The sequence below is a fragment of the Paracoccus sp. ME4 genome (assembly GCF_046736325.1).
In the GTDB taxonomy this organism is placed as follows: Bacteria; Pseudomonadota; Alphaproteobacteria; order Rhodobacterales; family Rhodobacteraceae; genus Paracoccus.
Map to the genome: position 1 here is coordinate 1,576,453 of NZ_CP151276.1, position 12,222 is coordinate 1,588,674.

General features: G+C 66.7%; 13 protein-coding genes. 7 read left to right on the forward strand and 6 right to left on the reverse strand.

Annotated elements, in window-relative coordinates; all coding sequences use genetic code 11:
• Positions 1-41 precede the first annotated feature (41 nt).
• The gene (uvrB, locus tag AACG61_RS08090; protein WP_411836633.1) at positions 42-2,228 is read left to right on the forward strand and encodes an excinuclease ABC subunit UvrB; all 2,187 of its coding nucleotides are present in this window, start codon (positions 42-44) and stop codon (positions 2,226-2,228) included.
• Here uvrB and AACG61_RS08095 read toward each other — a convergent pair.
• Positions 2,225-2,530, reverse strand: a complete 306-nt coding sequence (locus AACG61_RS08095) for an I78 family peptidase inhibitor (protein ID WP_411836634.1) — start codon at positions 2,528-2,530, stop codon at positions 2,225-2,227. The genes uvrB and AACG61_RS08095 overlap by 4 nt on opposite strands.
• 114 nt (positions 2,531-2,644) lie before the next feature.
• Here AACG61_RS08095 and AACG61_RS08100 point away from each other — a divergent pair, with 114 nt between their 5' ends.
• The 6 genes from AACG61_RS08100 (at position 2,645) to AACG61_RS08125 (ending at position 6,344) form a co-directional block, all read left to right on the forward strand.
• Positions 2,645-2,947, forward strand: a complete 303-nt coding sequence (locus tag AACG61_RS08100; protein ID WP_411836635.1) for a hypothetical protein — start codon at positions 2,645-2,647, stop codon at positions 2,945-2,947.
• 54 nt (positions 2,948-3,001) lie between these two features.
• Positions 3,002-3,313, forward strand: a complete 312-nt coding sequence (locus AACG61_RS08105) for an ETC complex I subunit (RefSeq protein ID WP_411836636.1) — start codon at positions 3,002-3,004, stop codon at positions 3,311-3,313.
• Between the two features lie 118 nt (positions 3,314-3,431).
• Positions 3,432-4,361, forward strand: coding sequence for an MYG1 family protein (locus AACG61_RS08110; RefSeq protein ID WP_411836637.1), 930 nt, complete (start codon positions 3,432-3,434; stop codon positions 4,359-4,361).
• A gap of 259 nt (positions 4,362-4,620) precedes the next feature.
• Positions 4,621-5,172 carry a thioredoxin family protein gene (locus AACG61_RS08115; protein WP_411839480.1) on the forward strand — a complete coding sequence of 184 codons (552 nt, stop codon included), beginning with the start codon at positions 4,621-4,623 and terminating at the stop codon, positions 5,170-5,172.
• The gene (gph, locus tag AACG61_RS08120; protein ID WP_411836638.1) at positions 5,160-5,846 is read left to right on the forward strand and encodes a phosphoglycolate phosphatase; all 687 of its coding nucleotides are present in this window, start codon (positions 5,160-5,162) and stop codon (positions 5,844-5,846) included. The genes AACG61_RS08115 and gph overlap by 13 nt, the downstream gene beginning before the upstream one ends.
• A gap of 69 nt (positions 5,847-5,915) precedes the next feature.
• Positions 5,916-6,344 (forward strand): TIGR01244 family sulfur transferase, encoded by a 429-nt coding sequence (locus tag AACG61_RS08125; protein ID WP_411836639.1) that lies wholly within the window; start codon positions 5,916-5,918, stop codon positions 6,342-6,344.
• 39 nt (positions 6,345-6,383) lie between these two features.
• Here AACG61_RS08125 and AACG61_RS08130 read toward each other — a convergent pair whose 3' ends face one another.
• The 5 genes from AACG61_RS08130 to AACG61_RS08150 all read right to left on the reverse strand — a co-directional run bounded on the left by AACG61_RS08130 (position 6,384) and on the right by AACG61_RS08150 (position 12,107).
• Positions 6,384-6,728 (reverse strand): arsenate reductase family protein, encoded by a 345-nt coding sequence (locus AACG61_RS08130; RefSeq protein ID WP_411836640.1) that lies wholly within the window; start codon positions 6,726-6,728, stop codon positions 6,384-6,386.
• 156 nt (positions 6,729-6,884) lie between these two features.
• A complete protein-coding gene (locus tag AACG61_RS08135; RefSeq protein ID WP_411836641.1) occupies positions 6,885-8,189 on the reverse strand; it encodes a DUF3422 family protein in 1,305 nt (434 codons plus the stop codon).
• A 78-nt stretch (positions 8,190-8,267) separates the two neighbouring features.
• Positions 8,268-9,710 carry an NAD(P)(+) transhydrogenase (Re/Si-specific) subunit beta gene (locus AACG61_RS08140; RefSeq protein WP_411836642.1) on the reverse strand — a complete coding sequence of 481 codons (1,443 nt, stop codon included), beginning with the start codon at positions 9,708-9,710 and terminating at the stop codon, positions 8,268-8,270.
• 12 nt (positions 9,711-9,722) lie between these two features.
• On the reverse strand, positions 9,723-11,297 hold the full coding sequence (locus tag AACG61_RS08145; protein WP_411836643.1) for a Re/Si-specific NAD(P)(+) transhydrogenase subunit alpha: 1,575 nt from the start codon (positions 11,295-11,297) through the stop codon (positions 9,723-9,725).
• A gap of 207 nt (positions 11,298-11,504) precedes the next feature.
• Positions 11,505-12,107 carry a hypothetical protein gene (locus AACG61_RS08150; protein WP_411836644.1) on the reverse strand — a complete coding sequence of 201 codons (603 nt, stop codon included), beginning with the start codon at positions 12,105-12,107 and terminating at the stop codon, positions 11,505-11,507.
• Positions 12,108-12,222: the final 115 nt, after the last annotated feature.

The window sequence follows — 12,222 nt, forward strand, 5'->3', positions numbered from 1 at the left end:
CTTGGGGACAAGCCGAACGGATCAGGAACCCCCGGACAGTCATGGGTCACAACAACACCAACGCGCCCGTCGCGCGTCCGATCGAAGTGACCCGCCCCAAGCTTGAGGGCGGGAAACGCTTTGTCCTGCAGAGCGAGTTCGCCCCCGCAGGCGACCAGCCGACCGCCATCAGGGAGCTGGTCGCGGGCGTCGCCGCCGGAGAGCGCGACCAGGTCCTTCTGGGCGCGACCGGGACGGGCAAGACCTTCACCATGGCCAAGATCATCGAGGAGACGCAGCGCCCCGCGATCATCCTGGCGCCCAACAAGACGCTGGCCGCCCAGCTTTACGGCGAGTTCAAGGGCTTCTTCCCTGAGAACGCGGTCGAGTATTTCGTAAGCTATTACGACTACTACCAGCCCGAGGCCTATGTGGCCCGCAGCGACACCTATATCGAGAAGGAGTCGCAGATCAACGAGGCGATCGACCGGATGCGCCACAGCGCCACCCGGGCGCTGCTGGAGCGTGACGACGTGATCATCGTGGCATCCGTCAGCTGCATCTATGGCATCGGCTCGGTGGAGACCTATTCGGCGATGACCCAGGACATGGTCGTGGGGCAGAGCTATGACCAGCGCGAGTTCCTGGGCCAGCTGGTGGCGCAGCAGTACAAGCGGCTGGACACCAGCTTTCAGCGCGGCAGCTTCCGCGTGCGCGGCGATCTGGTCGAAGTCTGGCCCGCTCACCTCGAGGACCGGGCCTGGCGGTTCGACTTCTTCGGCAACGAGCTGGAGGCGATCACCGAATTCGACCCGCTGACCGGGGTCAAGTCCGACAGCTTCAAGCAGATCCGCATCTATGCCAACAGCCACTATGTCACGCCGCGCCCGACGCTGCAGCAGGCCGTGAAAGGCATCAAGCAGGAGCTGGCGACGCGGCTGAAGCAGCTGACCGAGGAGGGCAAGCTTCTGGAGGCGCAGCGGCTGGAGCAGCGCACGAATTTCGACATCGAGATGCTGGAGGCCACCGGCGTCTGCAACGGCATCGAGAACTACAGCCGCTATCTGACCGGCCGCGCGCCCGGAGAGCCGCCCCCCACGCTGTTCGAGTTCATCCCCGACAATGCCATCGTCTTTGCGGACGAGAGCCATGTCAGCGTCCCGCAGATCGGCGGCATGTATCGAGGCGACTTCCGGCGCAAGTTCACGCTGGCGGAACACGGCTTCCGCCTGCCATCGTGCATGGACAACCGCCCCCTGAAGTTCGAGGAATGGGACGCGATGCGGCCCCAATCCGTCTTCGTGTCGGCCACGCCCGCGCAATGGGAGATGGATCAGACCGGTGGCGTCTTCACCGAGCAGATCATCCGCCCCACCGGCCTTCTGGACCCGCAGATCGAGATTCGGCCGGTCGAAATGCAGGTCGACGATCTGCTGGACGAGGTGCGCCGCGTCACTGCCGCAGGTTACCGGACGCTGGTGACCACCCTGACCAAGCGCATGGCCGAGGATCTGACCGAATACCTGCACGAGCAGGGGATCAAGATCCGCTACATGCACAGCGACATCGACACGATCGAGCGGATCGAGATCCTGCGCGACCTGCGCCTTGGTGCCTTCGACGTGCTGGTGGGCATCAACCTGCTGCGCGAGGGCTTGGACATCCCGGAATGCGGGCTGGTGGCCATCCTGGACGCGGACAAGGAGGGCTTCCTGCGCTCCGAGACCTCGCTGATCCAGACCATCGGCCGGGCGGCGCGCAATGCCGACGGGCGGGTGATCATGTATGCCGACCGCATCACCGGCAGCATGGAACGCGCCATGGCCGAGACCGAGCGTCGCCGCGCCAAGCAGATCGCCTATAACGAGGAGCACGGCATCACGCCCCAGACCGTCCGCAAGAACGTGGACGACGTGCTGGCGGGGCTGTGGCAGGGCGACACGGATCAGTCGCGCGTGACCACCAAGGTGGACAAGCCGCTGATCGGCGCCAATCTGGCCGCGCATCTGGACGCGATGCGCACCCAGATGCGCAAGGCCGCCGAGAACCTGGAGTTCGAGGAGGCCGCGCGCCTGCGCGACGAGGTCAAGCGGCTGGAGGCCGTCGATCTGGCCATCGCCGACGATCCCATGGCCCGCCAGTCGGTGATCGAGGAGGCGGCCGAGGCCGCGGTCAAGTCGTCGGGACGATCGACCGCGGGCAGGGCGGGTCAGCGCGGCGGCAACAAGCGCTCCAAGCGCGGCCGCTAGCCGCAGGCGACCGCGACGATCCAGCCCATCGGATCGAGGAACATGGTGAGCCGCGACGGGCGATAGTCGCGGGTCATCACCCCGTCGGCGCCGCCATTGGTGGAGGTCACCTCGCGCTTGGGCAGGTTCGGCGGTAGGTAGACCTCGCCGATGTTGCGGCCCACGAGGGTCTGATGCTGGGACGCGTCGCAGCGGGTCGCGGCGACATCGTAGGGGCTTGCCCCGCAGGCGCCCAGGGCCATCGACAGCGTGAGGGCCCCGAAGATCGGCGCCTTTGCGGCAAGACGGGCAGGTGCGGTCATGATCACGTCCCTCTCATGTGACATCGTGTCGTTTTAGGGCCAACATGCGGCAGCGAAACTGGTTCCGGAAGGTCAGCCATGAAGTCTAGGACATTCTTTCTGCTTGCGGCAACGATGCTGACCCCTGGCCTGGCCTCCGCCTCCTCGGACGACGCATGGGAGGCGCTGCGCCTGCGCCTGATCGAGGCCTGCGACGAGGCCGCCCGCACCGCCGCACCGGAGGCCGGCATCGCCGTCCACGCCAACGAGTTCGGCACCGAGATGACCGCCCTTGCCCTGGTGGTGACCACGCGCGAGGGGCAGGAGGAGCCTGAACTGTCGGTCTGCCTGCATGACAAGCGGACGGGCGCGACGGAACTCAGCGCACCCTTCGCCGAGATGCCCGATCTGGCCGGTGCCGGCCACGCCGGGCCTTGAAGCGCGGCGCGGTTTTGGCGATATAACGATCAGACCCGATCCGAAGGAAATCCCATGCTCGTGCGCATCTATCAGCCCGCCCGCACCGCGATGCAGTCCGGCACCGCCAAGACCAAAGGCTGGGTGCTGGAATTCCCGCCCTCCGACGCGCGCGAGGTCGATCCGCTGATGGGCTGGACCAGCAGCGGCGACACCCAGAGCCAGGTCCGGCTGCGCTTCGACACGCGCAAGCAGGCCGAGGACTATGCCCGCGAGCGGGGTCTGGAATTCGTGGTGCATGAACCGCATCGCCGCGCCGTGAACGTCCGCCCGCGCGGCTATGGCGAGAACTTCGCGACCGACCGCCGCGCGCCCTGGACCCACTGACCGGAGCGTGGTTGCTGCGGGGCAGGGGCATCCGTGCCCGGTTCGGGGCAAAGGTTTCGTAAGCCATCGATTTTTCTCTGACCGCCTTCGGGCGGTCATCTGCTTTTCAGGACAGGCCATGACCATTGCCCATCTCGTCACCCATTCCGGCGGTTTCCATGCCGACGAGCTTCTCTCCTCCGTCATCCTGACCCGGCTCTTCCCGCATGCCCGGATCGTGAGGACTCGCAATGCGGACTGGACCACGCCGGCGCCGGACCGGGTGATCTATGACGTCGGGCGCGACTACGACCCCGCGCGGCTGATCTTCGACCACCACCAGAAGAACCCGCCGCTGCGCGACGACGGCCAGCCCTACAGTTCGTTCGGGCTGATCTGGCGGCAGTTCGGCCGGGACTACCTGCGGGCTTACGGCGTCCCGGCACGGGATGTGGACGCGATGCACGCCGCCTTCGATGCCGACTTCGTCCTGCCCATCGACCTCGTGGACAACGGCGCGCTGTCGCCGACAGGACCGCTTGCGGACCTGTCGCTGCCTCTGCTGCTGGAGAGCCTGAAACCGGTCTTTGACGACCGCACCCCCGAGGCGGACGATCTGGCCTTCGACCGGGCACTGATCATCGCGCGCGCCTTCGTCGAGGCCGCGATCGCCCGCAAGGCCGCCAAGCTGCGGGCCGAGGCCGTGGTGATGGACGCCATCGCCGCCGCAGGCGACAGCCCGATCCTGGAACTGCCGATGGGCATGCCGTTCCGTGCGGCGATCGACAGGGCAGGTGCCGATCACCTGCTGTTCGTCGTGCATCCCCGCGACACGGATTGGGCAATCACCGGCATCCGCCGCGATCCCGAAGGCTTCGCATTGCGCGCAGACTTGCCGGAGGCATGGGCAGGTCTGACCGACGCGGCGTTCGCGGCCGCATCGGGCGTTCCCGGCGCGCGCTTCTGCCACAATGGCCGCTTCATCGCGGTCGCTGCAGATCGGCCGGCAGCGTTGCAACTTGCGGCTCTGGCGGTCCAGGATGCGGGAATAGTGCAGCAGGCTGGATGAGCGCTTATGGCCTAATAACAGCCATAAGTCTGATGGGATTGTTTGGGTGCTACAGCTTTCGGTGATGAGAGGCCTTGAGGCAGCGCGGTAGAACAAAGAACTCAAGGTGTGAAAGCGGTCTGACCACTACGCGGCTCCTTATGTCAATAATCTGTATTATGTCATTTTATAGGCATGCTAAGTTAAGCATCGTTACCGGATACCTTGCATTGACCGGTTTCACGCGCCAGAAACGACCAGAACTATGACAGGACATCGCATGGCCGTATCACCTCCAGTCTGCGACTTCGACGCTCCGTGGCACGACTTCGACCTGACGGACCGCGACGGGCGAACCGTATCGCTGCGCGATGTGGCCGGGCCCAAGGCGACGCTGGTCATGTTCATCTGCAACCACTGTCCGTACGTGCGATCGATCCTGGATCGCATTGTCCGCGATGCTCATGCGCTGATGTATGACGGCGTCGGTGTCGTCGCGATCTGCGCGAACGATGCCGAGGCCTATCCCGACGACGCTCCCGATCGGATGACGCGTCTGGCACGGGAATACGGGTTCCGGTTCCCGTATCTTCACGACGCGACGCAGGACGTGGCGCAGGCCTATGGGGCGGAATGCACGCCCGATTTCTTCGGATACAACGCCGACGGCCTGCTGCAGTATCGCGGGCGTCTGGACGCATCCTCGCGCGTCGCCGCTGCTCCAGATGCGCGGCGCGACCTCTATCTGGCAATGTGCCAGATCGCCGAAACCGGCCGGGGTCCGCGCGACCAGATCGCGTCCATCGGCTGTTCGATCAAATGGAAGGCCTGATCATGCGCGACCGCTGTCCCATCATCTTCGACCTGGACGGCACACTGATCGACAGCGCACCCGACATCCACGCCTGCGTGAATGCCGTCCTGCGCCAGCATCAGGTGCCGCCCCTCCCGCTGCCGCGCGTGCGCAGCTTCATCGGCGGCGGGGTCGAGCTGCTGTGGACGCGCATCATCGCCGCCTGCCACATCGACCCGGTCCATCGACCGACGCTGATCGCGGGCTTCATGGCCCGCTATCACGATGCGACCGCGCTGACCCGGGTCTTTCCCGGCGTGGTCGAGGCGCTCGGCGCGCTGTCGGATGCCGGCCATCCCCTGGGCATCTGCACCAACAAGCCGCTGGTGCCGACGCGCCATGTCCTGGATCATTTCGGTCTGGCACACCTGTTCCCAGTGGTCGTCGGTGGAGACAGCCTGCCGCAGCGCAAGCCCGATCCCGCACCCCTGCGGCTGGCGTTCCAGCAGTTCGGCTGCGATCCGGCGGTGCCGCGCGGATTGTTCGTGGGCGACAGCGAATTCGACGCCCATTGCGCGGCGGCCGTGCCCGTGCCGCTACTGCTGTATTCCGGCGGTTACCGGATGACCGCGGTCGAGGATTTGCCGCATCAAGCCATCTTCGACAGGTTCGACCAGCTGCCCGATCTTGTCGGTGCGGCGATCGCGGCCTGAGGCGCCCGGCTTGACATTCGGGGCGCGATCGCGCCAGACCGACACCATCCGATCATGAGAGGCCCCACGATGGATCTGCGCCAAATCAACCCCGACCTCGCCGTATCGCCGCAGATTCTGCCGGAGGACGTACCGGCACTGGCCGAGGCCGGCTTCAAGGTGCTGATCAACAATCGACCCGATGACGAGGTCGGCCCCGAGATCGATCACGACGCCATGGCCGAGGCCGCGCGTCAGGCAGGGATGCGCTATCACTACGTGCCGTTCCATCCGGGCCAGATCACGCCGCAGCTGATCGGCGACTTCGCCGAGGCGACCGCGGGTCAGGGGCCGGTGATCGCCTATTGCCGGTCTGGCAACCGCTCCACCGTCCTTTGGGCGCTGACGCAGGCCGGTAAGCTGCCCGAGGACGAGATCCTGGCCACGGCAGCCGGTGCAGGCTACGACCTGTCAGGCGTCCGCCCACTGATCGCCTCACTGTCCAGCCGCCGGGGCTGAGACGCGGGGCACCCTGCCCCGCACCCCCTGCCCCGTTCGTCAGGCCGGAACGCCCAGTGCCCGCTTGACATTTGCGGTCCATCCGATAACGCGCTGATCGCCCGTGCGAATCGCCGGGCGCTTCATGACGCTCGGCTTGTCGCCCATCATCTGGACCGGATCGGCGGCGCGCTCCTCCTCGGACATGCCCCGCCAGGTCAGGCTGGCGCGGTTGATGATTTTGTCGCCGAAATCATCCACCAGGGCCTGGCGCTCGTCGGCACTTAGCGGCTCCTTCTGGACATCGCGAAAGGCCACGGTCCAGCCATGCTCCTCCAGCGCCGCCTGCGCCTTCTGGCAGGTCGAGCAGTGGGAAAGTCCGAACATCGTCAGTGTCTTGGACATGGTTCCTCCAGAATTCAAAGGTCAGATCAGCGGCACGAAGGGAACGCCGCAGGCGGTCAGGGCCAGCGTTGCGATCAGGGCAAGGGTCAGGCGCATCGGATCTTTCTCCCGTTGGTTGTCGGTCGATCTATCCCGAACCGCGGGCCGCACCACAAGCTACAAATCGTCGCTGCCGTGGTCGTGAAACTGCGCCCGCACGCGTCGCATGGACCACCAGACCGCCAGGACCGTCACCGGAGTCAGGCCCGCGACCATCAGCGCCTTGTCCAATCCCGACAGACCCGCCAGCGGCGCCAAGGCATAGGCCAGAAGCCCGACCGCATAATAGCTGATCGCGACGACCGACAGTCCCTCGACCGTGTGCTGCAGACGCAGCTGCAGGTCGGCGCGCCGATCCATGCGGCGCATGATCTTCTGGTTCTGCGCGCTGCGTTCGACATCCACGCGGGTGCGCAGCAGCTCGCTGGCGCGGGCGGCACGTTCCAGCATGGTGGCCAGCCGCCGTTCGGCCGATTTCGCGGTGCGCATGGCCGGCTGATAGCGGCGGCGCAGGAACTCCGTCAGCATCTGGCGATCCTGGAACCGCGTCTCGCGCAGCGCGGCGACGCGGTCCTGCACGATCGCCTCATAGGCGCTGTTCGCCCCGAAACGGAAAGAGTGCTGCACCGCCTGCGCCTCCAGCTGGGCCGAGACCGCCAGAAGATCGTGCAGCAGCTGATCAGCGGGCTGCGCATCGTCGGTCATGCGCTCCAGGATGGCGGTCAGACGCGGCTCCAGATCGTTCAGGCGGCGGCCCAGATCGCGGGCGCGGTCCAGGCCCAGCATCGACATGGCGCGATAGGTTTCCAGCTCCACCAGCCGGTGGATCAGACGCCCGATCCGGGCTTCGCTGGTGCCGGGACGGACGAAGACGGCAAAGCGCATGAACCCGTCCGCGTCGATGCGGAAATCCCCCGCGACCAGGGCACTCTGGTCCAGCACCCAGATCACCGCCAGACTGTCCTGCGCGAACCAGCCGTCCAGCTGCGGCAGCAGGTCGGACGGATCGTCGGGCAGCAGGGCCACCTGAATCATCACGGCGGCGACGCGCCTGCCGGGGGCCTCGTCCTGCCAGGCTACGGGAAAGATCGCGGCCGCAGACGGATCGAAGGGCCGGATCGGCAGACCCGGCACCATCGCCATGTAGGTCACGAACTCGGTATGGCTCTCCCATTTCAGGTCGTGCCGGCCCAGCTTGCCCTGATAGTGGATGCCCTGCGGATCGGGGCGCGGCCCGCCATGGCGCGCGACCAGCGCCGCCAGATGCGCCTGATCGCGGTCCCGGTCGCGGTTCGCGGCGTTGCGCGGCTCCTTGAAGGCCAGGAAGACCGCCGTGGCGGGGGCTGCGATGCTGGGCGAGGGCCGCGCATGCAGCTCGTTGACCAGGGCATAGCGCAGCGGGTGGTCGGTCGCGGGGTTCATTCGGCTCTCCCTCACGGGGGCCGCGCCCCCTGCCCCGTCCCGTCGCGGCGACCGTCACGGCCGCCGCGACGGCGTGGATCAGTCGATCATCGGCAGCAGCTTGTTGATGCTGTCCTTGGCGTCGCCATAGAACATCCGGGTGTTCTCCTTGAAGAAAAGCGGATTCTCGATGCCGCTATAGCCGGTGCCCTGACCGCGCTTGCTGACGAAGACCTGCTTGGCGCGCCACACCTCCAGCACCGGCATGCCGGCGATGGGGCTGTTCGGATCGTCCTGCGCGGCGGGATTCACGATGTCGTTCGACCCGATGATGATGACCACGTCGGTGGACGGGAAATCGTCGTTGATCTCGTCCATCTCCAGCACGATGTCATAGGGCACCTTGGCCTCGGCCAGCAGCACGTTCATGTGGCCCGGCAGACGCCCCGCGACGGGGTGGATGGCGAAGCGCACCGTCTTGCCCGCAGCGCGCAGCTTGCGGGTCAGCTCGCTGACCGCACCCTGCGCCTGCGCGACCGCCATGCCATAGCCCGGCACGATCACGACGCTGTCCGCCTCGTTCAGCGCGGATGCCACGCCGTCCGCGTCGATGGCGATCTGCTCGCCCTCGATCGCCGCTGCGGGGCCGGTCTCTCCGCCGAAGCCACCCAGGATCACGCTGACGAAGTTCCGGTTCATCGCCTTGCACATGATGTAGGACAGGATCGCGCCCGACGATCCGACCAGCGCCCCAGTCACGATCAGCAGGTCGTTCGACAGGGTGAAGCCGATCATCGCTGCCGCCCAGCCCGAATAGCTGTTCAGCATCGACACCACGACCGGCATGTCGGCGCCGCCGATGCCCATGATCAGGTGATAGCCGATGAAGAAGGCCAGAAGCGTGATCAGGATCAGCCAGAACACCGCCGGACCCACGCCCGTGCAGTAGAGGATGCCCAGCAGCACCGACAGCGCCAGCGCGCCTGCGTTGAGCATGTGACCGCCGGGCAGCTTCTTCGGCTTGCCATCGACGCGGCCGGCCAGCTTGCCATAGGCCACGACCGATCCGGTGAAGGTCACTGCGCCGATGAAGACGCCCAGGAAGACCTCGATCTTCAGCATGGCGATCTCGGCCGGGGTCTTGTGCGCCAGAAGCGCGGCAAAGCCGGTCAGCTCGGCCTCGATCCCCTCGGCGCGCAGGCGCAGCACGCGGCCCAGCTCGATCTGGGCGTTGAAGCCGACGAAGACCGCGGCCAGGCCTACCAGCGAATGCATCGCCGCGACCAGCTGCGGCATCTCGGTCATCTGGACGCGCTTGGCCACCAGCCAGCCGCCGGTGCCGCCGATGGCGATCATCACCAGCGACAGGAACCAGTTGCCCGCGCCCGGTCCGAACAGTGTCGCCGCCACCGCCAGCGCCATGCCGACGATGCCGTACCAGATCGCGCGCTTGGCGCTCTCCTGTCCCGACAGCCCGCCGAGCGACAGAATGAACAGCACCGATGCGACCACATAGGCCGCGGTTGTGAATCCGTATTCCATGCCCGTGATTCCTTACGACTTCTGGAACATGGCAAGCATGCGCCGGGTGACCATGAAGCCACCGAAGATGTTGACCGACGCCATCAGCACCGCCAGCCCGCCCAGCAGCACGACCCACCAGGAGCCAGAGCCGATCTGCATCAGCGCGCCCAGGATGATGATCGAGCTGATCGCGTTGGTGATGGCCATCAGCGGCGTGTGCAGCGAATGGGCCACGTTCCAGATGACACGGAAGCCCACGAAGCAGGCCAGCACGAAGACGATGAAATGCGCCATGAAGCTGGCGGGGGCGACCAGCCCGATCAGCAGGACCACCAGTCCGCCGCCGACCAGCAGCTTGATCTGGTTCGCGGTGTCGGCCTTGAAGGCGGCGGCCTCGGCGGCGCGGCGCTCCTCGGGGGTGAGGTCCTTCTTCTTCTCTTTGGGCTTCTGGGCGGCGATGGCCGCGACCTTGGGCGGCGGTGGCGGCCAGGTCACGTCATGGTCATGCGCCACGGTCGCGCCGCGGATGACGTCATCCTCCATGTTGTGATGGATGACGCCGTCCTTCTTGGGCGTCAGGTCCGTCAGGAAATGGCGGATGTTGTTGCCATAGAGCTCGCTCGCCTGCGCGCCCATTCGCGAAGGGAAATCGGTATAGCCGATGATGACGACGCCGTTCTCGGTGATGAAACGCTCATCCGGGACGGTCAGCTCGCAGTTGCCGCCCTTCTCGGCGGCCAGGTCCACGATGACGCTGCCGGGCTTCATAGCCGCGACCATGTCGGCGGTCCACAGCTTTGGCGCGTCCCGGCCCGGGATCAGCGCCGTGGTGATGACGATGTCCATCTGGGGCGCCAGCTCGCGGAACTTGGCCAGCTGCTTCTCGCGGAACTCGGGGCTGGAGGGCGCGGCATAGCCGCCCGTCGCGGCCCCGTCCTGCACGGGCTGATCGAACTCCAGGAAGACGAACTCGGCGCCCATCGACTCGATCTGCTCGGCGACCTCGGGGCGCACGTCGAACGCATGGACCTGCGCCCCGAGCGAGACCGACGTCCCGATCGCCGCCAGACCCGCGACGCCCGCCCCCACGACCAGCACCTTGGCCGGAGGCACCTTGCCCGCCGCGGTCACCTGCCCGGTGAAGAAGCGCCCGAAATTGTTCGCGGCCTCGATCACGGCGCGATAGCCCGCGATGTTGGCCATGGAGGACAGCGCGTCCATCTTCTGCGCGCGGCTGATGCGCGGCACCATGTCCATGGCGATGGCGGTGATGCCCTGATCCTTGGCACGCGCCAGCAGCTCGGCATTCTGCGCGGGATGGAAGAACGAGATCAGCGTCTGCCCGTCGCGCATCTGGCCGATCTCGGCCTCGGTCGGCTGACGGACCTTGGCCAGCACGTCCACGGCCGCGATCAGCGCCGCCGCGTCCGGCTCGACCGTGACGCCCGCCTTGTGATAGTCGTCATCGGAGAAGCCGGCCCGTGCGCCAGCGCCGCTCTCGATGTGGATCTCATGTCCCAGCTTGGCCAGATGGCCGGCCGAAGCGGGCGTGATCGCGACGCGCGCCTCTCCCTCGAACCCCTCTCGAACCGCACCAATCTTCATGGCGTCGTCGCCCCCCGACCTTGTTGTATGCTCTTGCCCGACACATAGCACCGCGAAAGAAAGTTTCACAAGACCGGCTTGCGTCATGCCGCAACGAAACGTGTGGCTGTCTTCCGCTTGTCATGTCGAACAATGCGGAACGGTCATGGCAAAAGGCCCCGGATGCGGTCTGCATCCGGGGCCGTCATGGTCGGTCTGGGGCGGGTATCAGTTCGCCGGGGCCGGAGTGGTGGTCGCGGGCGCGGGGGTCTCAGCCGGCTCCTCGATGGTGATCGCGTCGTCGACGGCCTCTGCCGCGTCATTGGCGGCCTCGGCAGCGGCGTCGGCGGCGTTGGACGCGGCCTCGCCGGCGTTCTCCAGCGCGTTGTCGACGGCAGCGCCGGTCGCTTCGGCGGCGTTGTCGGCAGCCTCGGCAGCGTTGTCCGCTGCCGATTCGGCGGCGGCGGCGGCATCGCTGGCGGCGTTCTCGGTCGCCTCGGCGGCGCTGTCGGCGGCGGCCTCGGCCTCGGCGGCGGCGTTGTCGGCGGCGGCTTCAGCCTCGGCAGCGGCGTCCTCGGCGGTGTCGTCGGTGACGACGGCGGGCGCGGTCTCGGGCGCCGTCTCGGTCGTGGTCACGGTGGTCGTGTCACCATCGACGACGACCGTGTCGTCGGCCATGAACCGCTGAAGCACGAAATAGGCCAGCGCCAGAGCCAGCAGCACGCCGATGATCAGCGGCAGTGCCGACGACCGACGCTCGACCGGCTCGACATAGGTTTCCTTGGGCGCACCAGGGTTCACGCGGTTCGGGTCGTTGGGATCATAGCTCATGCAGGTCTCCGATTCAGACAGTCTTTTGACCGGGTTAGGTCGCAGCGGTGTGGCGCGCGGGCGACCGGCTGTCAATCGCCACTGCCCACACCCCGCCTTGCGAGCCGGCGTTCAG

Coding starts and splice junctions, on each gene's coding strand:
- uvrB (WP_411836633.1), top strand. CDS start 42: ATGGGTCACAACAACACCAACGCGCCCGTCGCGCGTCCGATCGAAGTG.
- AACG61_RS08095 (WP_411836634.1), bottom strand. CDS start 2,530: ATGACCGCACCTGCCCGTCTTGCCGCAAAGGCGCCGATCTTCGGGGCC.
- AACG61_RS08100 (WP_411836635.1), top strand. CDS start 2,645: ATGCTGACCCCTGGCCTGGCCTCCGCCTCCTCGGACGACGCATGGGAG.
- AACG61_RS08105 (WP_411836636.1), top strand. CDS start 3,002: ATGCTCGTGCGCATCTATCAGCCCGCCCGCACCGCGATGCAGTCCGGC.
- AACG61_RS08110 (WP_411836637.1), top strand. CDS start 3,432: ATGACCATTGCCCATCTCGTCACCCATTCCGGCGGTTTCCATGCCGAC.
- AACG61_RS08115 (WP_411839480.1), top strand. CDS start 4,621: ATGGCCGTATCACCTCCAGTCTGCGACTTCGACGCTCCGTGGCACGAC.
- gph (WP_411836638.1), top strand. CDS start 5,160: ATGGAAGGCCTGATCATGCGCGACCGCTGTCCCATCATCTTCGACCTG.
- AACG61_RS08125 (WP_411836639.1), top strand. CDS start 5,916: ATGGATCTGCGCCAAATCAACCCCGACCTCGCCGTATCGCCGCAGATT.
- AACG61_RS08130 (WP_411836640.1), bottom strand. CDS start 6,728: ATGTCCAAGACACTGACGATGTTCGGACTTTCCCACTGCTCGACCTGC.
- AACG61_RS08135 (WP_411836641.1), bottom strand. CDS start 8,189: ATGAACCCCGCGACCGACCACCCGCTGCGCTATGCCCTGGTCAACGAG.
- AACG61_RS08140 (WP_411836642.1), bottom strand. CDS start 9,710: ATGGAATACGGATTCACAACCGCGGCCTATGTGGTCGCATCGGTGCTG.
- AACG61_RS08145 (WP_411836643.1), bottom strand. CDS start 11,297: ATGAAGATTGGTGCGGTTCGAGAGGGGTTCGAGGGAGAGGCGCGCGTC.
- AACG61_RS08150 (WP_411836644.1), bottom strand. CDS start 12,107: ATGAGCTATGATCCCAACGACCCGAACCGCGTGAACCCTGGTGCGCCC.